Consider the following 24,792-nt stretch of genomic DNA (forward strand, 5'->3'; position numbering starts at 1 on the left):
CGGATTAAATTTGCAATCTACCATTTAATTACAATAATTGTTTTACTTTTAAAAAAATTATAGGAAAGAGAGACTGCTGTTAAAATAAGCTTATGTTTCTGTTTAATGGAGAACAGTGAGATTTGAAAGCAAAAAAAATAGATCAAAAAATATTCTATAAGAATATTTTTTGATCTGATTTGGGAATATTTAGGGATGAAAAGATAATAACTGACCAGTATGTAAATTTATAGTTAAAGATACAAAAAATCGCTAGTTAATTAAGACTGGTAACTTGCTCCACGTAATTATTCTCGTTTTCTCTTTTGCTAATTAAGACAACAAAAAAAGCCTTGATTCTAAAGGAATCAAGACTATAAATACTTGCTCTCACATATTTTTTGTTGCTCCAAATCTGCTCCAAAAACTCATAATTATCTGTGATACATCGAAACTTTTAAAATATAAAATGTTGATTTATCAGCATTTCGGGGGTTATCGAAACGTATCGAAACTTATATAAGCGAACTACGAGAATCGAACTCGCGACACTAGCTTGGGAAGCTGGTATTTTACCATTAAACTAAGTTCGCATTTGACACCTTATATATTATACAATAACTTTTCTTAAAAAGATAAAATTTGTTTAAAAAAACGTCAGAAATTTACAATATAAATTGATTTTTAGTTTTCATTACCATAGAATCAAAAGTGACGATGAATTTCTATCAATAAATTGCATCAAGGAGAAGATTATAATGAAAAAAACATTGGTTACTATATTAGCCGCTGTTTCATTAATGGGTGGTTTTGCTGCTGTAACTACTGGTTGTTCTAACCAAAGCAGTCAACAAGCAGAGCAACATTCTGCCAAGAAGATTACCAAGAGTGAAATCAAGAACCATGATTATGTTGGTGTCAGCAAGGACAACAAGAATGAATACATCACTTTCTTCACAGGTAAGGATAACAAGACTGTTCAATTCGTTCGTGTAAATAAAGATGGTTCAAAGAAAGTTATTACTGACTTTAAGAAAGCTAAGATTGTTCTTAACAAGAATAATGCTAAGAAATTTAAGATTGACGGCTTCAGAATCATCAAGGAACCTGACTTTGATTGGAACTTTACAAAGGTTGGTAAAACAACAATCAAGACTTCTGATGGCAAACAATGGAAGCTATATAACGGAACGCACAAACAAGCCGTTAAAGCAGCTCAAAAGAGCGCTAAATAATAATTAGTTTCGAACAAAAGCATAATCTTTGTTCGAAACTTTTTTATTATTTCATAATCAAGTTTCAGAGATTAAAGTTGTTATTTATTGAATTAATTATTAAAAGAGTCAGAATAACTTGATGCTTAAATTTCAAGAATAAGTAAGACCAGTATAGTAATCGTACTGGTCTTTTTTTGTGGAAAAAATTATTTTATATTCTAAGTCTGTTGTTTATTTAGAAAAAAGAATAGTAAGGCTGTAACTCTTTTTTTAATAGATAATTAGTTTTTAAAATGAGCAATATTTTATAAATAAAAATAATTTCAGAAAATATTTATANTATAATTAGTTATTTTGTGGTTCGAAGGATTTTTTTAAAATTAAAAAAATTTTAATTGGCGTAACTGCTTGCTAGATATAACGCGGATTAGGTTTACTAAAAAAATTAAAAAATATTTCATAATGAAATCGTTTTATGAAATCGCTTGCAAAACTTATGGCCGTCCGATATAGTGGGTGTTGGTAACGGAATACAAATTAAGGAGTGATTTTTATGACTATGCCAATTCATGTTACTTCAGAGATTGGAAAATTGGATGTAGTAATGTTGAAACGTCCCGGAAGAGAAGTTGAAAACATTACCCCCGACACAATGCCCCGACTATTGTTCGATGACATCCCATATTTGCCAATTGCCCAAAAAGAGCATGACAATTTTGCTCAAATCTTGAGAGATAGCGGAACAGAAGTTCTTTACCTTGAAGATTTAGCAGCCGAAGCTATCGATGCTGGAAATGTTAAAGAAGCATTTGTAGAAAAGATGCTTCGTGAATCAGACTATGCCGTTGGTGCAGATCATGACGCATTGAAAGAATTCTTGATGAGTCTTGATACTCACGCAATGGTAAATCAATTGATGATCGGAGTTCGTAAAAACGACATTGACTTCCACCCGACGGATCTTGTCAGTGCTGCTGAAGACTCAGATTATCCATTCTTTATGGATCCAATGCCAAACCTTTACTTCACTCGAGACCCTGCAGCTTCAATCGGTGACGGTTTGAGCATTAACCATATGACTTTTGCCGCAAGACAACGTGAATCAATGTTTATGGAAGCAATTATTAAATATCATCCACGTTTTGCCAACAAAGGTTTGCATGTATGGCGTGACAGAAACCATACTCACCGTATTGAAGGTGGAGACGAATTAGTTCTTAGCGACCATGTCTTAGCAATTGGTGTTTCTCAAAGAACATCAGCAACTGCTATTCAAGATATTGCTAGAAACCTATTCAATGACAGCAAATACGATACAGTTATTGCTATCAAGATTCCACATAACCACGCTATGATGCACTTGGATACTGTCTTTACAATGATCAATTATGATCAATTTACAGTTCATCCAGGAATCCTTGGCGAAGGTGGCAAGATTGATACATGGACAATTCACCCAACTAAAGATGGTGATTTGACTTATGAACATAATCAAGATTTGAAAGCGGTTCTTAAGAAGGAACTAGGTCTTGATGATCTTGACTTGATCCCAACCGGAAATGGTGACCCAATCGTTGCACCTAGAGAACAATGGAACGATGGTTCAAATACACTTGCAATCGCACCTGGTGTCGTAGTTACTTACGATCGTAACTATGTTTCAAACGAAATGTTAAGACAACACGGCTTGAAAGTTTTGGAGACAATTTCAAGTGAATTATCTCGTGGTCGTGGGGGCCCTCGTTGCATGAGTATGCCATTAGTACGTGAAGACTTAAAATAATTTTAATTTAATTAGAGATTTTGTGCTAGACTAGTTCTAACTCATCATTTGGAGGGATCATATTGGATTATAAGGGTAAAGAAGAATCAGTATTTCAAGGTAGAAGTCTTTTAGCAGAAAAAGACTATACACCAGAGGAATTAGAATATTTAATTAATTTTGCAATTCATTTGAAGGCTCTAAAGAAAAAGGGCATTCCACATCATTATCTAGAAGGTAAGAATATTGCCTTACTATTTGAAAAGAATTCAACTAGAACACGTTCAGCTTTTACAACGGCTGCAATTGATCTAGGTGCACATCCTGAATTCTTAGGTTCAAACGATATTCAACTTGGTAAGAAGGAAAGTGTTGAAGATACAGGACGTGTTCTTGGTAGCATGTTTGATGGTATTGAATTCCGTGGATTTTCACAACAAGTTGTTGAAGATCTTGCTAAGTTCTCAGGCGTTCCAGTTTGGAATGGTTTGACAGATGAATGGCACCCAACACAAATGTTGGCTGATTTCATGACAATGAAAGAAACATTTGGTGAAATTAAAGGTAAGACTTTGACATTCGTTGGTGATGGTCGTAATAATATGGCCAACAGTTTCTTAGTTACAGGTTCAATGTTGGGTGTAAATATCCACATTGTTGCCCCTAAAGAATTGTTCCCAGATCAAAGCGTTATCGATACAGCTAAGAAGTATGCTGACAAGTCAGGTAGCAAGTTCATGATCACTGACAACATCGATGAAGGTGTTAAAGGAACAAACGTTATCTATACAGATGTATGGGTATCAATGGGTGAAGAGAGTCAATGGGAAGAAAGAATCAAGCTTCTTAAACCATATCAAGTAAACATGGATATGATTAAAAAGGCTGGTCAACCTGATGACCAAATTATCTTTATGCATTGTTTACCTGCATTCCATGATACAAATACAAAATATGGACAAGACATTAAAGACAAATATGGTCTTAGTGAAATGGAAGTAACAGATGAAGTCTTCAGAAGCAAATATGCACGTCAATTTGAAGAAGCTGAAAACAGAATGCATTCCATTAAAGCCATTATGGCAGCAACTCTAGGTAACTTGTTCATCCCTAAGGTTTAATTAGTTATTGAAGATGGGGCTAATCATGATGGTTGGCCCTTTTTTCATTCTAAATTTTTAAAATATAAGGAATGATTAATATGGAAGAAAAGAAGGGTCTATCACTAGGAGCTTTGACAGCGGCAGTTGTTACTAGTTCCATTGGTTCAGGGGTATTTACCTTAACCAGCTCATTAGCTTCAGGAGCAGCTCCTGGTCCAGTTTTGTTGGCATGGGTTGTGGTTGGTTTTGGAATCATGATGTTAGCTATGTCGTTGAATAATCTTCTTTTGAAACAACCGGAATCAGAAGGAATTCAAGCCTATGCACAAGTAGGTTTTGGAAATTTTGCTGGATTTGTTAGTGGCTGGGGTTACTGGCTGTCAGCTTGGTTAGGGAACGTGGCTTTTGCGACTGTTTTAATGAGTTCGTTAGGTTATTTCTTTCCAATTTTCAAAGGCGGACAAAATATTCCTTCAGTGATTTTTGCTAGTATCGTTTCTTGGTCACTGACTTTTATTGTTAATCGTGGCGTTGAATCAGCAGCAGCAATGAATACAATTATCACAATTTGCAAGTTGATCCCATTGTTTGCCTTTATTGTTGTTGGGATATTCGTCTTTAAAGGCGGAATTTTTACAGCTCACTTTTGGTCCAATGTGGCTTCTGGTGTAGCCGGCAGCAGCAATATTGCCACACAGTTTAGATCATGTTTGATGATTATGATGTGGGTTTTCGTTGGTGTTGAAGGTGCCAGCATGTTGTCATCACGTGCAAAAGATAAGAATGATGCCGGAAAAGCTACAATTATCGGAATCATCAGTTTATTAGTAATTTATGTTTTGGCTTCAGTTTTGCCATATGGTTACTTATCACAAAATGAATTAGCTAAAATTAATCAACCAGCTATGCTTTATATTTTCCAAGATATGGTTGGAAAATGGGGCGGAGCTTTCATTGGAATTGGTTTAGTCATTGCTATTTTAGGCTCTTGGCTATCTTGGACAATGTTGCCAGCTGATACAACTATGTTGATGGCTGAAGAAAAAATGTTGCCTTCATCATTTGGTAAAAAGAATAAAAATGGGGCACCAACTTTCTCATTAGTCTTAACAGCAGCTTTGATTCAAGTCTTCCTAGTTATCCTCTTATTCTCATCAGAGGCTTATAACTTTGCATTATCGCTTTGTACAGCAGCTATCGTAGTGTGTTATATCTTCGTTGGTTTGTATCAAATTAAATTTTCACTCCAAAATAAAGATACAAAACAACTCTGGATTGGAATATTTGCGGCAGCTTTTCAGATAATTGCAATTATTTTAGCTGGTTTACATTTCTTAATGTTAGTTTGTATCGGCTATTTACCAGGAATTTATTTCTATTATCGAGCTAAAAAAGAATACAATCTTGATGGTGGAAAATTAACTAAAGCAGAAATTATGTGGTCAATAATTATTGTGGCATTAGCAATTATTAGTATTGTAATGATTGCAACAGGCTCAATAAAAATCTAGGAAGTGTTTATATGAAAATAGCAGGATTTGGTGTTGAAGAGTGGCTTAATGTTCATGAACGGGAAGCCAAGTATGACTTAGCTCAGAGTACGATTACCTCGTTTTCAATGGATGAAATTAAAAAATTGACCCAAGCTGATATTTATAATCAGCTTAACGAACAAAAAATGAATTATGGTTGGATCGAAGGATCACCAACTTTTAAAAAAGAAGTTAGCAAAATGTATCAGAATGTTGCTCCCGACAATATTCTGCAAACAAATGGTGCCACTGGAGCCAACCTTTTGGCAATCTATTCTTTGATCGAACCAGGAGACCACGTCATTAGTGTTTATCCAAGTTATCAACAGCTCTATGATATCCCGAGATCATTGGGTGCTGATGTTAGCTTCTGGAAGTTACATGAAGATAAGAATTGGTACCCCGATATCGAAGAATTGAAGAGTTTGATTCGTCCAAATACTAAGATGATCTGTATCAACAATGCGAATAATCCAACTGGAACGATTTTAGATAGGAAGTTCTTAGAACAAGTCGTTGAAGTTGCTCGTAGCGTCGGTGCTTATATTTTGGTGGATGAAGTTTACTTGCCTTTTGATAAGAACGTTGATTTTGCACCAATTGTCGATTTATATGAAAAAGGTATTTCAACTAATTCATTATCCAAAACTTATTCAATGCCGGGAATTAGAGTTGGTTGGACAGCTACTAATTCCGAGTTGGCTGATCTTTTCAGAAAATATCGTGATTATACGATGATTTGTTCTGGAGTTTTCAGCGATCAGATGGCTTGTTTAATTTTAGAAAATAAAGATAAAGTTTTAGATCGTAATAAAAAAATTGTGTTAGATAATTTAGCATATTTTAAAGATTGGGTTGAAAAAACCGATAAAATTAGTTGCGTCTTTCCAAATGGGGTGTCGACGTCATTTGTTAAGTTAGAAACTAAGAAATCCAGTTTAGAATTCTGCCGTGATCTATTGAAGGACACTGGGGTCCTACTTGTTCCTGGTGAAGCCTTTGATACTCCGGGATATGCTCGTTTAGGATATTGTGCGCCACATGAGACCTTGACTAAGGGTCTAGAAGTTTTAGGAGAATATTTGCAAACTAATTAAAGGCGATTTATCGCTCATTTTGAGGAGAACTGATATGACAAAAGAACGTGTTGTAGTTGCTTTAGGTGGGAACGCTATTTTAAGTACGGATGCTAGTGCAAAGGCTCAACAAGCAGCTGTTAAGAAGACTTCCGAATCACTAGTAGAATTCGTTAAGAATGATAAAGACTTGATCATTACTCATGGTAATGGTCCTCAGGTTGGTAACCTATTGTTGCAACAGGCTGCAGCTGACAGCGAAAAGAATCCAGCTATGCCTTTGGATACATGTGGAGCAATGACTGAAGGAAGTATCGGTTATTGGTTCCAAAATGCCATGAAAGAAGTTATGTTAAAAAATGGTATTAATAAACAAGTTGTAACTTTAATTACTCAAACGATTGTTGATAAAAATGATCCAGCTTTCAGTGATCCTACAAAACCAATTGGACCATTCTATACAGAAAATGAAGTTCCTGGTTTACAAAAAGATCATCCAGATTGGACAATTGTTGAAGATGCTGGTCGTGGATATCGTCGTGTTGTTCCATCACCAAAACCCGTTGAAATTAACGAATATCCAGCTATTGAAGCTATTTCAAAAGCTGGCGTAATTCCAATCGTTGCTGGTGGTGGTGGTATTCCTGTTGTTAAAGACGGGGATAGACTAATCGGTAAAGAAGCCGTGATTGATAAAGATTTTGGTGCTTCTAAGATTGCTCAATTAGTTAATGCTGATCAATTGATTATTTTGACTTCAGTTGGTGGAGTTTTCTATAATTTTGGTAAACCAAATCAAGAAGAAATTTTTGACGTTACTGCTGATGAAATTCAAAAGCATATCGATAACGACGAATTTGCTAAGGGTAGTATGATGCCGAAAGTTCAGGCAGCGGTAAGTTTTGTTAAAGCAACTGGCAAGCCTGCTGTGATCGGTGCCTTAGATGACGTTAAAGAAATTATTGCTGGTAACAAAGGAACAGTTATTCATAAATAAATATTGTTATTGGTAATTTTATGTGCTATTATACTTGTGCAAAAGAAGGATTAATTAATCATGAGATTTAAAGCGAGGTCAAGTTTTGGTGAGAGTTGACTATTTCGAAGATTAAGTCGCACCTTTCTTATAAAACTAAATAATTCAAGTAATGAGTGGATATTAATCAATTAGAGTGGTACCGCGGGAAAATCTCGTCTCTTTCAATAAGTTTATTGGAAGAGGCGTTTTTTTTATCTCAAAGGAGGAAAATATGGATTTTAAAAAACAAGTAGTAGATGCATTAGGCAAAGTTTTACCAGAAGAAATTACTGAGGAGCAAGTTACTAAATTAATTGAAAAGCCAAAGACTTCAGATCTTGGTGACTACGCTTTTCCTACATTTATTTTAGCTAAGACTTTGCACAAAGCACCTAATATGATTGCAGAGGATCTAGTAGGCAAGATTGATACAACTGGATTTGAAAAGGTTGTTAATACTGGCGCCTATATCAATTTCTTCTTAGATAAGAAATCATTTTCAAATGATGTTTTAAATGAAATTCTTACTAAAAAAGACGCTTATGGTAATGCTGACGATGGAAAGGGACGTAACGTTCCTATCGATATGTCATCACCTAATATTGCTAAACCAATGTCAATGGGACATTTACGTTCAACTGTTATTGGTAATTCAATTGCCAAAATTATTAAGAAATTAAATTACCAACCAGTAAAAATCAATCACTTAGGCGATTGGGGAACTCAATTTGGTAAGTTGATCGTTGGTTATAAATTGTGGGGTTCAGTTGAAGAAGTTGAAGCTGATCCAATCAATAACCTATTGAAGTATTACGTTCGTTTCCATAAAGAAGCCGAAGAAAAGCCAGAATTAGATGACGAAGCTCGTGCCTGGTTTAAGAAGATGGAAGATGGCGACAAAGAAGCCCTAGCTCTTTGGACATGGTTTAAGGAACTTTCATTGAAAGAATTCCAAACAATTTATGATCGTCTTGATGTTCAATTCGATCATTTCACTGGTGAATCTTTCTACAATGATAAGATGGATGCCATCGTTGATACATTGGAAGAAAAAGGTCTTCTAAAGGAAAGTCGTGGAGCTGAGATTGTTGATCTTTCAGAATATGATCTTTCACCAGCACTAATCAAAAAGACTGATGGGGCTACGCTTTATATTACACGTGACCTAGCTGCTGCTAAGTACCGTAAAGATACTTTTGATTTCGTTAAGTCACTTTATGTGGTTGGCTCTGAACAAGCAGAACACTTTACTAAACTTAAGATTGTTCTTAAGAAGATGGGCTACGATTGGGCTGATGATATTGTTTATATTCCATTTGGCTTAATCACAACTGGCGGTAAGAAGCTTTCAACTCGTAAGGGTAATGTTATCTTGCTAGACAATGTTTTAAACGATGCCGTTGATCTTGCTAAGAAGCAAATCGAAGAAAAGAATCCAGATTTGAAGAACAAAGATGCCGTTGCTGAAGCAGTTGGTGTCGGTGCGGTTGTCTTCCATGATTTGAAGAATGATCGTCGCGATAGTTTTGACTTCAATTTGGAAGAAGTTGTTCGTTTTGAAGGTGAAACTGGTCCTTACGTTCAATATACTAATGCACGTGCATTAAGTATTTTGAGAAAAGCTGGCGATATTGATTATACTGACGCTAAAGAATTTTCAGTTACTGATCCAGAAGCTTGGGATACAATCAAATTATTGCAAGACTTCCCAAATGTCGTAGAACGTGCTGCTAAAGAATATGAACCTTCAGTAGTTGCCAAGTATGTTTTGAAATTGGCTAAGAGCTTTAACCAATATTATGCACACAGCAAGATTTTGGCTGATGATGAAGGTTTGAAAGCTAGACTTTCACTTGTTAAATCAGTTTCAATTGTATTGCAAATGTCACTTGGATTACTTGGTGTTAAGGCTCCTGAAGAAATGTAGGGTGAATTTATTTTGGATAGAAAACTTTTTAGCGAACTATCAGAAATGAAAACAACCGTGTTAGATCTAGCATGGTTGTTGCTAGCAATTGCTTTTATTTATTTAAACTATGGAACTTTTAATATTTTATATGGCGTTTTAGGTTTTATTGCGGTGTTCTTTATTCATTTATTCATTAATTTTCATAATAATTATATGGATTATAAGAATTCAACTGATGAAGAATATCGTAAGAAGATTAGTACGATTGGTATTAATCGTGAATCATTGGCAATAGTCAAAAAATGGATGTACGGTTTGGCCATTTTTCCATTAATTATTGGGGCTTTTCTGACATATAAAACTGGATGGATAACTTTAGCGATCGGGGTCGCTGGCGTTATTATCGGGTTGTCATATTCGGCAGGTCCTAAGCCATTGAACTCCACTATGTTTGGAGAGATCGTGGTGGCTATTGCCATAAGCCAACTGATTCCAATAGCCTACTCCTATCTAGGGCTAGCGGGAACAGGAAAGTTTGATTCTAGCACTGCCATTTCAGTAATCTTAGTCAGTTTACCGAATACTTTCGCCTTCTTATGTGCGGAGTTAAGCAATGGTACCAGTGATCTAGAAGCAGACTTAAAAAATGGTCGTCATACATTGGTTAGTAAAGTAGGGAAAGCCAATGCTTTGAGTTTGTTTAAAGCTAGTTGGTCCATAGCCTTCCTGCTAGTTCCAATCCTAGCGGTTTTAAAAGTAGTACCTTACATTACACTATTACTCGTACTGCTTTATCCAAATATTTGGGATGAATTTCGACCTTACTTAAAAAAACAAGTAAAGACAGAAACATATCCTTTAGTAATTAAAGCTGTAGGTAAATTCTCCGTAACGTATATTTTATTGATTGCTGTCGGGGCAATTATTAAATTAGTTATGTCAGTATTTTAATTGCAGCTCCTCAGAAAGAGTCAAAAAATCACTCCTAAAACTTCTTTCTGAACATAAAAGAAGAGCTCACCTAATTGTCGGGATTAGGTGAGCTTTTTGGTTGCTTTTAAATAAGCACATATTAAATTATACATATTTTGAGGTAATTTTGCTGTAATAATTTTTAAATTTTTACTAAAAGGTTGATTAAAGGTCAATTTGTGAGCAAATAAAAGTAACTTTCCATCTTTAGGATGAGGATTATATAGCGGGTCATTAACGATGGGCCAGCCATTATGGGCCAAATGCACTCGTAATTGATGTGTTCGACCAGTTAAGAGATTTAATTTTAGAAGAGCATATTTATCATTTTTTTGGACAACTTCATATTTTGTTAGGGCATTTAAACCAGTTTTGACAACCATTCTTTTACGGACATCGTTTGGATTTTGACCGATAGGCAGGTCAATTGTGCCAGAGGGTAGAATTGGTTGATCTAAATTAACCAGTGCTAGATATTCTCGATGCAAAGTTTTGCCGCTCAATTGACGATTGAAGATGGGTACAAGATATGGTGTTTTTGAAATCAGTACTAACCCAGAAGTTTCCATGTCGATACGATGAACCATATAAGGATGATCATCTTTAAGGTATGTTTCTACATCGTTCATCAAAGAATCCGATTCAGAAGCTAGGTTGGGATGTGTTTTTTTACCGGCTACTTTATTGACAACAATGATATCTTTATCTTCATAAACCACGTCAACCGGATCTTTTCCTGGTAAATAGTGTTGTTCGGTGCGGGGAGGAAAATTAAAGTTTAAGGTCACAACGTCATGATCGCGTACAATCGTATTGAAAGAACGATATTGACCATTAATTAAAACATCTTGTTGAATACGAAAAAAATGCTGCCATTTTTTGGGTATCAACCATTTTTTGAGAAGTTCACGAATAGTTAAATTTTCGTCGTTTTCCCGCTGGTAAGTAATAATTTTTTGATACATAAACAATTTGCTCCTTAAAGATTTCAGAGTAATTTCAAAAATGGTCCAATAATGTGATAAAATTTGTTTTTATATAGAGGTATTTGCATAATGAATAATAACAATGGTTTTTGGGAGTGGTTTAAACCCAAATTACTAGTTGCTTGGTCTTTTATAAAAAAATATTGGAAGAGATTTCAAATTACTCGCTGGTTAATTTTAATTATACTAACAGTAATTCTTATTTTAAGTAGTTATTGGACTTACAAAGCAAAAACATCCAATGTTGAAGATCTGCAATCATCTTTGCAGACAAAAACAACTATTATGGATAAAGATGGCGACAACGCTGGTCAATTATACGCTAACAAGGGAACTTATGTTAGTTATGGGAAGATTTCTAAGAATATTCAAAACGCCGTTATATCGACTGAGGATCGAACTTTTTGGACTAATCCTGGTTTCAGTATTAAAGGTTACTTAAGAGCGGCCTTAGGTTATTTGATTCACCATGGTATTTCTGGTGGTGGTAGTACTTTAACGCAACAGCTGGCTAAAAATTCGCTTTTGACACAGAAACAAACTTTATCTCGTAAAGGTGAGGAATTGTTCCTATCAATTGAGATTAATCATGTTTATTCAAAAAAAGAAATTTTAACGATGTATTTGAATAATGCTTATTTTGGTAATGGTGTTTGGGGTGTTCAAGATGCTTCTGAGAAATATTTTGGTAAGAATGCATCTGAATTGAATCCGGCTGAAGGTGCAGTTTTAGCAGGAATCTTAAAAGCTCCTAATTTTTATAATCCCATCGATAGCATGTCCAATTCGACAACTCGCCGTAATTTGGTATTAGACTTGATGGCTCAGAATAAAAAAATAACTACCGCTCAAGCTTCATATTATAAGAATACTGCAATTAATTTGAATGACAATTATGAAGTAAGCAGTTCTTATAAGTATCCCTATTTCTTTGATGCAGTTATTAGTGAAGCTGTTAATAAGTATGGTTTAAAGGAAGACGATATTTTAAACAAAGGTTATAAAATTTATACAACTTTGGATCAAAAGATGCAGAGTTCTATGCAAGATACCTTTGACAATATTTATCTATTCCCAGGCAATGCAGCTGATGGTACAAAAGTCCAAGGCGCTTCAGTGGCGGTTGATCCTAAGAATGGGGGCGTTTTGGCAGTTGTTGGTGGTCGTGGAGATCATACCTTTAGAGGTTTTAATCGAGCAACTCAAATGAAGCGTCAACCTGGATCTACTATTAAGCCTCTAGCGGTTTATACGCCTGCAATTGAAAATGGCTATAGCTATGATTCAGAATTACCTAATGAAATTACAAGTTTTGGTAAAAATAAGTATTCCCCAACGAACGCTGATGGCTTATATTCGGAAAATATTCCAATGTATAAAGCTCTTTATCAGAGTGAAAATGTTCCAGCGGTAGCTCTATTAGATAAAATTGGTGTTAAAAAGGGTGTCAGTTCTGTGGAAAACTTTGGTATAAAAGTTCATAAGAATGATCAAAACTTAGCTCTTGCTTTAGGTGGATTGGAAACAGGTGTCTCACCAATTCAAATGGCTCGTGCTTATACCGCATTTGCCAATGAGGGTAAGTTAGCTAATACGCATTTTATTACCAAGATTGTGGATTCGACTGGTACCGTGATTGTTAATAATACTAATCATTCTACTAAGCAAATTATTAGTAAAAATACAGCTAAAGAAATGACGAGTATGATGCTAGGCGTCTATAATGAAGGTACTGGTAAGTTAGCTAAGCCAAGTGGCTATCAGATTGCTGGTAAAACTGGTAGTACGGAAGTACCTGATTCATGGGGATATGCTGGAACTAAAGATCAATGGATGATCGGATATACGCCTGATGTCGTCGTAGCAAGTTGGATGGGCTTTGATAAGTCAGACCAGAATCATTTCTTAACATCTGCGAATGAAAATGGCATGTCGACGCTCTTTAAAAACGAGATGACCAATATTTTGCCTAACACAGATGGAACAAGTTTTGGCGTAAAAGATGCCGCTAAATTGGCTAAGGATAATACGACTGATACAGGTAGCAATGATATTACTAAATCTATTCAAGATGGAGTAAATAACGTTAAAAATAAGGCTACGGAATGGTACAATAATATTAAGAACTTTTTTGGTCAATAGGAGGACTATATGAACATTTATGATAGCGCCAATCAACTGGAACAAGATTTAAGAAAGACAACAGAAGTTGCTGAATTAAAGCTTGCTTTTGAAGCAGTTAAGGCCAATGACTTGGCTTACAAACTTTTTGATAAAGTTCAAAACAAACAATTTGAACTTCAACAAAAACAAATGCAAGGTCAAGAAATTTCAGATGATGATATTAAAGCAATGCGCGAATTAACAGATCAACTTTCAAATTACAGCGAAATCCAAAACTTAATGGAAAAAGAGCAAAAGATGAATTCAATGATGGATGAATTGAACAAAATCATTTCAAAACCAATCGCAGAAATTTATCAAGATAAATAACAAGGACTTAGGGCTTAAGTAATTTGCTCAAGTCCTTTTCTTTTACAGGGGAGTTTAGAATGAAGTTTTTGCATGCAGCAGATTTACATTTAGATACACCTTTTGTTGGTGTTAGCAATTTTTCAAAGGAACTTCAAAGTAAATTGCACGATTCAACTTATCAAGCAGCTAAAAAATTATTTGCAACTGCGTTATCAGAGCAAGTTGATTTTGTGATTTTAGCAGGCGATATTTTTGATGATACGGATAGTTCATTAAAGGCGCAAATGTTTTTGAAGGACGAATTTGAAAAGCTCAATCAAGCTAATATTAAGGTCTATTTAATTTACGGTAATCATGATTATTACCGCAATAATTTTGCTGTGGTCAAATTTCCTGAAAATGTAACAGTTTTTGGTTCAGATGTATCAACCGCAGAATTAACATGTAAAGATGGTCAGAAGGTCGGCCTCACTGGCTTTAGTTACGACCAACAACATATTAATCAAGCAATCGTAAAGAATTATCCAGCTCGAGGAGAATATGATTATCAGATAGGTATTTTACATGCTGGCGTAGGCGATGATAACTATGCTCCATTTCAAATTTCTGACTTGTTGAGCAAAGGTTATGATTATTGGGCCTTAGGTCATATTCATAAACGTGAAATTATTAATCAAAACCCTTTGATCGTCTATCCAGGCGATATTCAAGGACGTAACCAAAATGAAACATCTCCTAAGGGATTTTACTTAGTTTCAGTTGATAACGGCGTTACGGACCTTAAATTTGTGAAGAGCAGCATTTATACGTGGGATAAGATTAATTTAAATGTTAAAGAAGAAGAAACTGTCGATTCATTAATTAATAAAATTAAAGATTTTTTGAGAACACCGGATACTTTGCTTACTTTAACTATTAATAATGCTCAAAAATTAGATACTGATGTGTTGAAAACTTTGCAGAGGAATGAAATTCTCCAACATTTTGAGCAGATAGCAACAGAGAGTGTGCTTTATAAAATTTATTTGAAATTCAATGACAACCCGCAGTTAGCCCAAATTGACCAAAAATATTGGGATGAAGCGCAAAAGTCAATTATTGATTTGAATAAGATTAAAGATTTAGATAGCAAATTGTATTCATCTGCCATTGTGCGAAATCATATAAATGAACCAGATTTTTTGGAACATATAACGGAAATGATCAAAAATACAATTAATCAAAAATATACTGGAGAATAATCGTGAAATTAGTTAAAGCAAATATATACGGTTTTGGTAAATGGGTCGACCAAAAATTTAACTTTGAACAAGATTATCAAGTTATTTTTGGTTCCAATGAAGCTGGAAAGACTACGTTACTGAACTTTATTCAGAGTATTTTGTTTGGTTTTGCTTCAGCACGTGGCGATAATAAGTATTTGCAGTATAAACCTAAAAATAGCAGTAAATACGGTGGCGAGTTAATTTTTAAGGCCGACGATGATAGTACGTGGACGGTAAAAAGAGTTACTGGCAAAGGTGATGGGACAGTAACACTGTTTCATGACGATCAACAAGTTCCAGAAAGTTTATTATCTGAAATCATTGGCAATTTTACCAAAGACGATTTTGAAAATACCCATGTTTTCGACGACCGCAGCATTCTATCGATTTATAGTTTAGATGAGGATAAGTTGGAAACAGAAGTTATGTCAATCGGTGCTGTGGGGAGTAAAGAATGGCTAGCTACAGCCGAAAAATTGAATCATGATGCTGAGGATATTTATAAACCTCGCGGTCAAAAACAACCTTTGATAGTCAACTTAAAGAAAAATGATGAATTACTTGAAGAGAAGTCTGAAATTGAGAATCAACAAGTGGCTTATCAAAGAGTTAAAAATCAGTTGAATCAAACTCAAGCTGAATTTAATGAAAATGAATCGCTATTGAAACAGGCTAGCGATAGGGAGAATAATCTCCAAGCGCTGGATAAAAAATGGTCCCGTTATGAGCAATTATTGCAGAATTCTAATCCCAGCAACTCAACTGATCAAATCAGCGATGAGGACTGGGAAGACGTTTTAAAAGCTAATCAGGAATTGAGTACTCTTAAAGAAACCTCTGATTCTAATAAAATAGCAAATTTAGATAATGTAGAAAAAAGTATTTTGGATAATTATCGGAAGAATCAAACTCGATTAGATTATGTGCGCAATCAAAAGTTTGAATTGCAGAATTTACAATTTCATCGAGATGATATGAACTCCAAGTTGTTAAAGATTGATACGCAAGTGGATCAATTATTTAAAAATCATCCAGAATTATCTGAACGGATGTTGCCATTGATTGGAGAAGAAATTGATCAGTTAGCGCCTCAAACTAATAAAAATAATTTGCCATTAATTATCTGTGGGATTGCTGTAGTATTGGCTCTAATAATAAATCCCTGGCGTTGGATATTTGTAGCAGTGGCCCTAGCTAGTGGTTTTTGGTATTGGTATCAGGAACGACTGAACCATCATAATAATTTAGACAGCTATTCGTTTTTAAAAGAAAAGGGTTATGCTAATCTGTCGCGAGAAGCTGTCTTAGGTATTCAAGGTACTGTGATAGCTTTAGATAATTTTCATACAACCCAGACTAGTTTGGTAGATGGAATTAAGTCTATTGAGGTGGACATGAATAAGTGGCGAAACATTTTGATAGAGCTAAATGTTCTAGACGATTCTTACAAGGGCGATAATTATAATGAGCAAATTGAAAAATATTTTGCTCGATTAGATCAGATTATGGCAAAAGCCGATTTGGTTGAACAGACTCAGGCTCAGACCCAAAAAATCACTGATGATCGTAAACGCCGCCTAGGAGAATTAAATAAAGCCATATTTGCTATTTTGCAAAAGTATCAAATTGTAAATATGGAAGACTTTATACGGATGCATACTAGTCAGGTAGAAAATCAGCGAATCAGAACGCAGATCAAACAAGATAAAGACTTTTTGGGAAATGACTTGGCAGAGCTGCAAAAATATTCTAATCACAGTGAATTGATGCAAAAGTTAACTGAGGCAGCCGCTAAAAGAACAGAATTGTCAGAAAAAAATAATCAATTAAGTCGACAAATGGGTTCCTTAAAAGAACAAATGCAACAGATTTTTGATAATAATCATTACCAAAGAGTCATTGCCGCATTAGCTCAGAATAAAGCCGATATTATTGAAAACTATGATGAATGGTTAGCTAAGAAATTGGCTAGTCAGTGGATTCGAAGAATGCTCAATATTGCGACGAAGAATCGTTATCCTAAGATGATAAAAAAAGCTACTCAGTATTTTGCACTTTTGACGAATCAAAATTATATTAAAATTGATTTTAATAAAAATGATTTAGTAGTTATCAGCAAGGCTAAGAATAAATTCGATGTTCATGAGTTGTCAAAGGCAACTACGATTCAATTATATTTGGCTCTACGATTAGCATTTGTTACCGAGATTTCGGATTTGGTAAAATTGCCAATTTTGATTGACGATGCTTTTGTAGATTTTGATATTTCAAGAACGGAAAATGTTTTTCAATTAATTAAGGAAATTTCTAAGACCAATCAAGTTATTTATGTAACGGCCAATGAACCCCAGGAAATACCTGAAGAGCATATTTTGAATTTGGAGGAAAAAGAGATTGTCCAATCGTATAAATGATTTTAATAAAGGCGATAATATGAGTTTGGAAGTTATTATCAAACGTTCTGACTTTCGTTTAGCTAAAAATGGCAAAAACTTTCTATCACTTGTTTTTGAAGATAAATCGGGACAGATTCCTGGTAAGTATTGGGATGCCAGTGAAGAAGATGCTAAGAAATTTAGTATTGGAACAATTGTTCAATTAGAGGGGCGTCGAGATGTTTATCAAGGCAAACCACAAGTTAATATTACTCGTTTGGGATTGTTAGACCCCAAAACGGTTGATATGTCTCAGTTTGTTCAAACAGCACCAATGAAACAGGTCGATATGGAAAATGAATTTGATGATGTTTTTCTTCAAATAACAAATGGTGCTTGGAATCGAATTGTGAGATTTCTATTTAAAAAGTATAAGGATCGATTTTTCACCAGTGCAGCTGCTAAAAGCAATCATCATGATTTTCAAGGAGGACTAGCTTACCATACTTTGAGTATGGTAAGAATGGCAGAAAGTATTTCTGATCAATATCCTCAGATCAATCGAGCTCTTTTAATTGCCGGAGCTTGTTTGCATGATTTTGGTAAGATTATTGAATTGTCTGGCAATTTGGATATTGAATATACTTTTGAAGGTAATATGTTGGGACATATTACCATTGTAGATGAAGAAATTGTTAAAGCAGCTCAGGAATTAGATATTAGTCTTGAAAGTGAAGATATGATTCTTTTACGTCATATGATTTTGTCACATCATGGTTTATTAGAATATGGTTCGCCAGAGCGCCCTAAAATTTTAGAAGCTGAAGTATTACATAACATTGATATGATGGATGCTTCAATCAATATGATTTCTAAGGCTTTAGATAAAACTGAAAATGGTAAGTTTTCTGAACGAATCTTTGGTTTAGATAATCGTGCTTTTTATAAACATAGTTAAATAGAATAAAGCCCTGATGACTATTTAGTCATCAGGGCTATTTATATACTGTAATTAATGTAAAAATGATGATGTTTCTTGCAAGTTTAGCAGTTAAAAAAATAATTGCTTGAATTTAAAACAGTGTTGTCCAAATCAATTGAATATTCAAAATAATCAAAATAACCGCTACTATCCATGAGAGATATTTGACCCAAGGACGATTTACAAAGGCTCCCATCAGCTTCTTGTCACTTGTGAAGAGAATTAGAGGAATCATTGCAAATGGTAGGGCAATGGATAAAAAGACTTGTGAGAAGGTTAAGAGGCCTTCTATTTTAGCCTCATTGCCATTGTAGTAAATAGCAAAGGCCAAAACTGGGGCAATTGAAATCAAACGTGTTAATAGACGTTGTGCCCAAAGAGGCATTCTTAAATGAATAAAACCTTCCATGATAATTTGACCAGCCAAGGTACCAGTAATAGTTGAACTTTGACCAGAGGCTAACAGAGCAATTGCAAAAAGCATGCTTAAAATAGGACTTGCGATTGCACCAACAATCTTAGAATTGCTTAAAGCATTAAATAAATCGACGAAACGGCCTAATTCACTATTAGTACCGAAGAAAAGTGCTGCACCTAAAATTAAGAGCAAACTGTTAACAATAAAAGCAATTGTCAATTGAATATTAGAATCAGCAATTGTAAAACGAATAGTTTTTTTGACCGAGTCATGATCATTAATATCATATTTACGTGTTTGAGAAATAGATGATCCTAAGTATAAATCATGGGGCATAACGGTAGCACCGACAATACCTAAGGCCATATAAAGCATCGGTTGGTTCGTTAAAATCTTAGCTCGAGGGACATATCCACCTAAAACACCTAAAGCATCAGGTTTGGATAGAAATACTTCATAAGCAAAGACAAATAAAATTACGGCTACTAATGTAGCAACAATTGCTTCGATTTTATGAAATCCTAATTTCATTAAGAAAAGTAGAATCAAGACATCAAAAGCAGTGATAGTAATACCAACAATCAATGGAAAACCGAAGAGCAATTCTAGAGCAATACCAGAGCCAATGATTTCGGCAACATCGGTAGCCATGATTGCTAATTCAGTAATTACCCAGAGGATAAAGCCTCCAACTTTAGAAGTTCTATCTCTCGTTAGTTGTGCCAAATCTCGGCCAGTAACAATTCCTAATCTGGCAGACATAGCTTGTAAAAGCATGGCAATTAAACTAGATAGCAAAACAACACTTAAAAGGCTGTACTTGAATTGGGCACCACCACCAATTGAAGTAATCCAATTGCCGGGGTCCATATAACCGACGGCTATTAAAGCACCTGGACCGGTATAAGCCATAAGCGTTTTAAAATAGCCAGCGTTATCAGGGACATCAATTGAACCGTTGATCTCATCGAGACTTTTACGCTGGGTTCCTGTATCCTCGATGAATTTTTCGTGCTTTTGATTTTTTTTATTTTTGCGTTTCAAAATGCTTTGCCTCTTTCCGTAGTAAATTAATCCTACTTGTGAGGTTCCATCTTTTAACGGACAACAATTACCGAAACAGGAGCTCGTTTAGCTAAACGTGGACCAATTGTCCCAGAAATTTTAGAATGAGGCATTTGGGTATCAGCTCCAGTTACAATTAAGTCGGGCTTAAAGTCTGGAATCACACGTTCTAAGATAGCGTCATCAATGTCGCCACCTTCATAGACCAAAGGTTCAACTTTCTTGAGACCATTTTCTTCTGCCATTTTAACGTAATTATCAACTGCATTTTTGAGATCGATTCGTTTTTCATTTATCTTTGTTGGCGTTAAAGAATCAAAAATATTGATGTCTTCGTTTTCTAGAATAGAAACAATACCCAAAGTAGCATCGTAGTCGTGGGCTAAGGTAATAGCAAATCTAAAAGCACGTGTATTCGATTCGCTGTCATCCTCGTCAATTGTCAATAGAATACGTCGATAGATCAAAGGTTCTTTAACTGATAGATTATCCATGAAATAATTCCTCCTCATCGTTTTACAATTCTTATAATACATGTGTTTAAAAGGGCCAACAAGCGATAAGGCAGGGGGCTTTAGAAGTAAAATTAGGGGAAAATTAATGGGTAATAAATGTAAAATAGCAGAAGACACTGATTAAAAAAGTTTCTCTTAGTTAACTTAAAACTAAAATTAAAACTTTGCGTCTAAATTAAATCAATGAATCATTATTGATTTAAAATCAATAACATCCTCTCTAATTATAATTATAATTTTTAAAAATGTATCACTTATTAAAAATTTATTTTCATTTTTGAAAAAAATTTGTTCGTAAAACCTAATTTTAACTAAATAAAGGCGAAAAAAATAACGTTGATAACTATCAACGTTATTTAATAATTCAATTATTTTTTGCTTGAGCTTGATGAAACGTAACCAGAAAGAACATCCTTCAAATCGCTGTCCTTGATAGAAACGTCGGCTTTCTTAAGAACCTTAGAAACAACACTTTGCATAACTGTTGAATCTTGCATCCATGAAGCATAAAGCTTAGATTTTAGTTCAGCTGTATGATCACTCATCTTACCCTTAGAAGGTTTGCTGATAAGTTTGATAACACTGTAGCCGTAACTTGTCTTAACTGGTGTATCTGTGTAGTCGCCAGCCTTATCCAATTTGTATGCGGCTGTCTTAAAGTCAGTATCAACACTTGTACTATCGTTATCGAATGCTGCCATCTTACCACCCTTGTTCTTTGTGGCAGAATCAGTTGAGTATTCTTTAGCTAGCTTAGAGAAATCTTCGCCGTTTTGAAGTTTAGTAATAACTTCTTCAGCAGTAGATTTTTTGCTTACAAGAATTTGAGCAACTTGGATCTTAGGTTGGTAACTCTTCCATTCTTTCTTAAGATCTTTGTTTGTAACTGTCTTGTTCTTTCTCAAAGCAACCTTTGTTAGAAGGTTAGTACGAATATTCTTCTTGAATTGAGCGGTTGTCATACCGTTTTGTTGAAGAATTTGGCTAAATGAAGAACCATATTGACTCTTGTATTTGTTGTATTCATTATCTACTTGCTTAGTGGATACATCTTTACCATATTGGTCTTCAAGAGCCTTAGTGATAATCATCGTTTGAAGTGTTTGCTTACCAGATGATGAGCTCTTCATTTCCTTGTAGTATTCATCTTGGGTAATTCTTCCACCCTTAAGAGTAGCAACTGTCTTGTTACCAGAACAACCGGCAACAACTGTTACCATAAATAGACCGGCAATAGCCAAAATCCATTTGGTTAATCGTTTATTCATCTTTACACATCCTTAATTAATATGTCTACAATTGAAAAGACTACCATAAAATAAAGTGAATAGTTTATCATTTTAAGAAAAAATCACAAAAAATTCATAATTAATATCATTCTTTATGAAAGTTATCAAGGTTTTGCTGCATGTCATGAATAGATTTTTGTAATTCCATAACGTCTGGCTTGATATCTTCAACGTAGGTAGTTAAGTCTTGCTGAATGTCTGATAATACTTCGGGCACAGCAGTTGAATTCTTTTGTAGTTCGCTTAATATATCTTTAAAATCTTTAATATTCTGAAATAACTTGTTATCATTAATATTATGTGTGGAGTTTTTTGCTTGAAATAATTGCATAGCAACGCCAGAAATCGTTCCAACCATGAATCCAGTTAAGAATTTCATATTAGCCCTCCAAGTTTTGTTTGATTTTATCGGCGCGAGCTTGTAATTCATCATTACTTGCTAGGTCGGTATTGTCACCCCAGTGCATTGAAAAATCGTCATCGTTGGAGTAACGAGGAACTAAGTGAATATGAGAATGCATAACGCTTTGGTAGGCAATCTTTCCATTATTTTGGCAGATATTCATGCCAATGATCTTAGGATTAGAAGCTTTGATGGCTCTAGCAATCATTGGAACCTTTTTGAAGACACGTTCTGCTAAATCTTCGTCGTATGCAAAAATATCTTGAACATGTTTCTTAGGTACCACTAGAGTATGACCAGGGGTTACTTGAGAAATATCAAAGAATGCTTTGATATCGTCATCCTCATAAATAGTAGTACTAGGTATTTCATTATTGATTATTTTGCAAAAGATACAATTTTCATCCATACAAAAATCTCCCTTCAAAAAACAGCATTATATTTACTATAATGCTATCATATTAACATTATTAAAAACAGATATAGGTGGCTTAATCCATGACTTTAGAAGTAAAAGAACTGACCGGAGGATACGGTCAAGTATCAGTCTTAAAAAAAGAAACTTTCACAGTTGAAAGCGGACAAGTTGTAGGTTTGATTGGACTTAACGGAGCGGGTAAATCGACTACGATCAAACATATTATTGGTCTATTGACGCCACGTGGGGGTCAAATATTGATCGATGGTACTAGCTTGCACGATGATGTTGAAAAATATCGTAAGAAAATAGCTTATGTACCAGAAATGCCAATTCTTTATCCTGAATTGACTTTAAAAGAACATATTGACTTAACAATCATGGCCTATGATTTGGATCATGATAAAACTTGGAAAAATGCTAATGAATTATTGAAGACTTTTCGCTTAGATAATAAATTAGATTGGTTTCCACAAAACTTCTCTAAAGGTATGAAACAAAAAGTAATGATTGTCTGTGCCTTTATGACCGACGCTAGTTTATTTATTATTGACGAACCTTTTACGGGGCTTGATCCTTTGGCTGTCAATGATTTATTAAATATTGTGGAAGCTAAGAAGAAGGCTGGCTGTTCAGTTTTGATGTCAACTCATGTGCTAGCTACAGTCCAAAATCACGCTGATAAGTTCGTTTTGATCAATCATGGTCAAGTTAGAGCTGATGGCAGTTTGGACCAATTAAAAGCTAAATTTAATATGCAAGCTGATTCTAATCTTGATGATATTTATCTCAAGATGTCAAATGAGGATCTCTAATGTTAAAACTATGGAATGAAAGATTAAGAAGACATCAACTTAATCAGTTTAAATATTTAAGATTGATTTTTAATGATAATTTTGTATTGGCCTTTATTGTTTTGATTGGAGCGTTAGGTTTTTGGTATTCTAATCTATTGGGCACAATTCAACATCAATTAGTTTTGGGTAAGCCGATTGTGATTGTTTTACTCTTATTGGCAACTCAAGTTGGTGGAATAGCAACATTGCTAGAGGAACCAGATAGTACTTTTCTTTTAGTAAAAGAAAAAGATTTCTACCAGTATTTTAAAGCTGCCAAGAACTATAGTAGTTTTATGCCAGTAGTTACCTTGGCGTTGGTTAATTTTTTGTTGTCAGCTTTTGCTTCACGCGGGGCAGGGTTGCATATTTTGGACATTGTGGTCATTGCAATAGGCTTGATTATTTTTAAATTAGGTTCGCTTAATATCAATCTGATGGAAATTTATAGTCGAGCTAAACTAGGGAATTTTAATCTACGGCTAATTTCCAATGTGGTCTTGTTGTTAGCTCTAATTGTTTCAACTTATTGTTTTAGTTGGACAATGATAATTGTGGCTGTGATTTATTATTTCTTTTTGAATGCTCAAACAAAGCCTCTAGAAATGAGTGGTCAATTGAATTGGGATTATGCAATTGAAACCGAAAATCAGCGTATGTTTCGGATTAAACGTTTTTATAATCTCTTTACTGATGTTCCTGGCGTTAACAGTAAAATTAAACGCCGCAAGTGGCTAGATGGACTCTATCGACCAATTAAACTAGAAAGTAAAAATACTTATCTTTTCTTATTTGCTCGTGGGTTTGTTAGAAATAATGAATATATCGGATTGTTCTTGCGCTTAACAGTTATTCAGGCTATCATGTTAGCTCTGATTGATAATTTCTATATTTCACTGATTGTAGAAATGTTATTTATTTATTTGGTAGGTTTTCAGTTGAAGCCATACTTTAAAGAAGTTATGCAAAATTTGATGCAAAGACTTTATCCCATCAGTGGAAAAACTAAAATTGCTGACTTCACTAAATTAAGTACTGCGATTCTTTCGATTCAATGGGTCATTAGTGCTTTGGCAATTTTGTATAAATTTGGTTTAAGTGTGAATAGTTTGATTATTATTGTAGCCGGATTGGCTGTTTTGATCTTCGTCAACTATTTCTATATGCCAAGACAATTAAAAAAATATCTAGATTAAT

The 24,792-nt window shown here is 34.6% G+C and carries 21 protein-coding genes and 1 tRNA gene; 15 read left to right on the forward strand and 7 right to left on the reverse strand.

The features are described 5' to 3' along the window. Positions 1-501: 501 nt before the first annotated feature. Positions 502-572, reverse strand: a tRNA-Gly gene (locus tag FD26_RS07025). 165 nt (positions 573-737) lie between these two features. Here FD26_RS07025 and FD26_RS07030 point away from each other — a divergent pair. From FD26_RS07030 to FD26_RS07065, 8 genes are all read left to right on the forward strand, one after another. Then, positions 738-1,214: a hypothetical protein gene (locus FD26_RS07030; protein ID WP_057867724.1), complete on the forward strand. Its 477-nt coding sequence runs from the start codon at positions 738-740 to the stop codon at positions 1,212-1,214. A gap of 535 nt (positions 1,215-1,749) precedes the next feature. Continuing rightward, complete coding sequence (arcA, locus tag FD26_RS07035) at positions 1,750-2,979, forward strand: arginine deiminase (protein ID WP_057867725.1); 1,230 nt, start codon at positions 1,750-1,752, stop codon at positions 2,977-2,979. A 62-nt stretch (positions 2,980-3,041) separates the two neighbouring features. Further along, positions 3,042-4,079: an ornithine carbamoyltransferase gene (gene argF, locus FD26_RS07040; protein WP_057867726.1), complete on the forward strand. Its 1,038-nt coding sequence runs from the start codon at positions 3,042-3,044 to the stop codon at positions 4,077-4,079. 80 nt (positions 4,080-4,159) lie between these two features. Further along, on the forward strand, positions 4,160-5,572 hold the full coding sequence (gene arcD, locus FD26_RS07045) for an arginine-ornithine antiporter (protein ID WP_082596250.1): 1,413 nt from the start codon (positions 4,160-4,162) through the stop codon (positions 5,570-5,572). Positions 5,573-5,583: 11 nt separating this feature from the next. Continuing rightward, the gene (locus FD26_RS07050) at positions 5,584-6,690 is read left to right on the forward strand and encodes an aminotransferase (RefSeq protein ID WP_057867728.1); all 1,107 of its coding nucleotides are present in this window, start codon (positions 5,584-5,586) and stop codon (positions 6,688-6,690) included. A 34-nt stretch (positions 6,691-6,724) separates the two neighbouring features. Further along, positions 6,725-7,666 (forward strand): carbamate kinase, encoded by a 942-nt coding sequence (arcC, locus tag FD26_RS07055; protein ID WP_057867729.1) that lies wholly within the window; start codon positions 6,725-6,727, stop codon positions 7,664-7,666. 253 nt (positions 7,667-7,919) lie between these two features. After that, complete coding sequence (gene argS / locus FD26_RS07060; RefSeq protein WP_057867730.1) at positions 7,920-9,614, forward strand: arginine--tRNA ligase; 1,695 nt, start codon at positions 7,920-7,922, stop codon at positions 9,612-9,614. A gap of 12 nt (positions 9,615-9,626) precedes the next feature. Continuing rightward, positions 9,627-10,547: a prenyltransferase gene (locus FD26_RS07065; RefSeq protein ID WP_057867731.1), complete on the forward strand. Its 921-nt coding sequence runs from the start codon at positions 9,627-9,629 to the stop codon at positions 10,545-10,547. 83 nt (positions 10,548-10,630) lie between these two features. Here FD26_RS07065 and FD26_RS07070 read toward each other — a convergent pair whose 3' ends face one another. Beyond that, positions 10,631-11,533, reverse strand: coding sequence for an RluA family pseudouridine synthase (locus FD26_RS07070; protein ID WP_082596251.1), 903 nt, complete (start codon positions 11,531-11,533; stop codon positions 10,631-10,633). Between the two features lie 90 nt (positions 11,534-11,623). On the opposite strand from FD26_RS07070, the gene FD26_RS07075 reads away from it, so the two are divergent. The 5 genes from FD26_RS07075 to FD26_RS07095 are packed head-to-tail and all read left to right on the forward strand — an operon-like array spanning position 11,624 to position 18,627. After that, positions 11,624-13,696, forward strand: coding sequence for a PBP1A family penicillin-binding protein (locus FD26_RS07075; protein WP_082596252.1), 2,073 nt, complete (start codon positions 11,624-11,626; stop codon positions 13,694-13,696). Between the two features lie 9 nt (positions 13,697-13,705). After that, positions 13,706-14,047, forward strand: coding sequence for a YlbF family regulator (locus tag FD26_RS07080; RefSeq protein ID WP_057867732.1), 342 nt, complete (start codon positions 13,706-13,708; stop codon positions 14,045-14,047). A gap of 59 nt (positions 14,048-14,106) precedes the next feature. Next, positions 14,107-15,270: a metallophosphoesterase family protein gene (locus FD26_RS07085; protein WP_057867733.1), complete on the forward strand. Its 1,164-nt coding sequence runs from the start codon at positions 14,107-14,109 to the stop codon at positions 15,268-15,270. 2 nt (positions 15,271-15,272) lie between these two features. Further along, positions 15,273-17,708 (forward strand): ATP-binding protein, encoded by a 2,436-nt coding sequence (locus FD26_RS07090; RefSeq protein WP_057867734.1) that lies wholly within the window; start codon positions 15,273-15,275, stop codon positions 17,706-17,708. Beyond that, positions 17,689-18,627: a 3'-5' exoribonuclease YhaM family protein gene (locus FD26_RS07095; protein ID WP_232230847.1), complete on the forward strand. Its 939-nt coding sequence runs from the start codon at positions 17,689-17,691 to the stop codon at positions 18,625-18,627. The genes FD26_RS07090 and FD26_RS07095 overlap by 20 nt, the downstream gene beginning before the upstream one ends. 115 nt (positions 18,628-18,742) lie before the next feature. Here the strand turns inward: FD26_RS07095 and FD26_RS07100 are convergent, their stop codons facing one another. The 5 genes from FD26_RS07100 to FD26_RS07120 all read right to left on the reverse strand — a co-directional run bounded on the left by FD26_RS07100 (position 18,743) and on the right by FD26_RS07120 (position 22,750). Next, the gene (locus FD26_RS07100; protein WP_371862032.1) at positions 18,743-20,113 is read right to left on the reverse strand and encodes an Nramp family divalent metal transporter; all 1,371 of its coding nucleotides are present in this window, start codon (positions 20,111-20,113) and stop codon (positions 18,743-18,745) included. 53 nt (positions 20,114-20,166) lie between these two features. After that, positions 20,167-20,628 carry a universal stress protein gene (locus tag FD26_RS07105; RefSeq protein ID WP_057867736.1) on the reverse strand — a complete coding sequence of 154 codons (462 nt, stop codon included), beginning with the start codon at positions 20,626-20,628 and terminating at the stop codon, positions 20,167-20,169. Positions 20,629-21,017: 389 nt separating this feature from the next. Continuing rightward, complete coding sequence (locus FD26_RS07110) at positions 21,018-21,917, reverse strand: peptidylprolyl isomerase PrsA (RefSeq protein ID WP_057867737.1); 900 nt, start codon at positions 21,915-21,917, stop codon at positions 21,018-21,020. A gap of 106 nt (positions 21,918-22,023) precedes the next feature. Next, the gene (locus tag FD26_RS07115; protein WP_057867738.1) at positions 22,024-22,317 is read right to left on the reverse strand and encodes a hypothetical protein; all 294 of its coding nucleotides are present in this window, start codon (positions 22,315-22,317) and stop codon (positions 22,024-22,026) included. Position 22,318: 1 nt separating this feature from the next. Next, complete coding sequence (locus tag FD26_RS07120) at positions 22,319-22,750, reverse strand: HIT family protein (RefSeq protein ID WP_057867739.1); 432 nt, start codon at positions 22,748-22,750, stop codon at positions 22,319-22,321. 89 nt (positions 22,751-22,839) lie between these two features. Here FD26_RS07120 and FD26_RS07125 point away from each other — a divergent pair, with 89 nt between their 5' ends. Continuing rightward, positions 22,840-23,574 carry an ABC transporter ATP-binding protein gene (locus tag FD26_RS07125; protein WP_057867740.1) on the forward strand — a complete coding sequence of 245 codons (735 nt, stop codon included), beginning with the start codon at positions 22,840-22,842 and terminating at the stop codon, positions 23,572-23,574. Next, positions 23,574-24,791, forward strand: coding sequence for an ABC transporter permease (locus tag FD26_RS07130; RefSeq protein WP_057867741.1), 1,218 nt, complete (start codon positions 23,574-23,576; stop codon positions 24,789-24,791). Before FD26_RS07125 ends, FD26_RS07130 begins: the two co-directional genes overlap by 1 nt. Position 24,792 lies beyond the last annotated feature (1 nt).

Source organism: Companilactobacillus crustorum JCM 15951, assembly GCF_001434585.1.
Classification (GTDB): Bacteria; Bacillota; Bacilli; order Lactobacillales; family Lactobacillaceae; genus Companilactobacillus; species Companilactobacillus crustorum.

Bases quoted from the DNA above. Each gene is read 5' to 3' on its own strand.
- FD26_RS07030 (WP_057867724.1), top strand. From the start codon at position 738: ATGAAAAAAACATTGGTTACTATATTAGCCGCTGTTTCATTAATGGGT.
- arcA (WP_057867725.1), top strand. From the start codon at position 1,750: ATGACTATGCCAATTCATGTTACTTCAGAGATTGGAAAATTGGATGTA.
- arcD (WP_082596250.1), top strand. From the start codon at position 4,160: ATGGAAGAAAAGAAGGGTCTATCACTAGGAGCTTTGACAGCGGCAGTT.
- FD26_RS07050 (WP_057867728.1), top strand. From the start codon at position 5,584: ATGAAAATAGCAGGATTTGGTGTTGAAGAGTGGCTTAATGTTCATGAA.
- arcC (WP_057867729.1), top strand. From the start codon at position 6,725: ATGACAAAAGAACGTGTTGTAGTTGCTTTAGGTGGGAACGCTATTTTA.
- argS (WP_057867730.1), top strand. From the start codon at position 7,920: ATGGATTTTAAAAAACAAGTAGTAGATGCATTAGGCAAAGTTTTACCA.
- FD26_RS07070 (WP_082596251.1), bottom strand. From the start codon at position 11,533: ATGTATCAAAAAATTATTACTTACCAGCGGGAAAACGACGAAAATTTA.
- FD26_RS07075 (WP_082596252.1), top strand. From the start codon at position 11,624: ATGAATAATAACAATGGTTTTTGGGAGTGGTTTAAACCCAAATTACTA.
- FD26_RS07080 (WP_057867732.1), top strand. From the start codon at position 13,706: ATGAACATTTATGATAGCGCCAATCAACTGGAACAAGATTTAAGAAAG.
- FD26_RS07085 (WP_057867733.1), top strand. From the start codon at position 14,107: ATGAAGTTTTTGCATGCAGCAGATTTACATTTAGATACACCTTTTGTT.
- FD26_RS07105 (WP_057867736.1), bottom strand. From the start codon at position 20,628: ATGGATAATCTATCAGTTAAAGAACCTTTGATCTATCGACGTATTCTA.
- FD26_RS07110 (WP_057867737.1), bottom strand. From the start codon at position 21,917: ATGAATAAACGATTAACCAAATGGATTTTGGCTATTGCCGGTCTATTT.
- FD26_RS07115 (WP_057867738.1), bottom strand. From the start codon at position 22,317: ATGAAATTCTTAACTGGATTCATGGTTGGAACGATTTCTGGCGTTGCT.
- FD26_RS07120 (WP_057867739.1), bottom strand. From the start codon at position 22,750: ATGGATGAAAATTGTATCTTTTGCAAAATAATCAATAATGAAATACCT.
- FD26_RS07125 (WP_057867740.1), top strand. From the start codon at position 22,840: ATGACTTTAGAAGTAAAAGAACTGACCGGAGGATACGGTCAAGTATCA.
- FD26_RS07130 (WP_057867741.1), top strand. From the start codon at position 23,574: ATGTTAAAACTATGGAATGAAAGATTAAGAAGACATCAACTTAATCAG.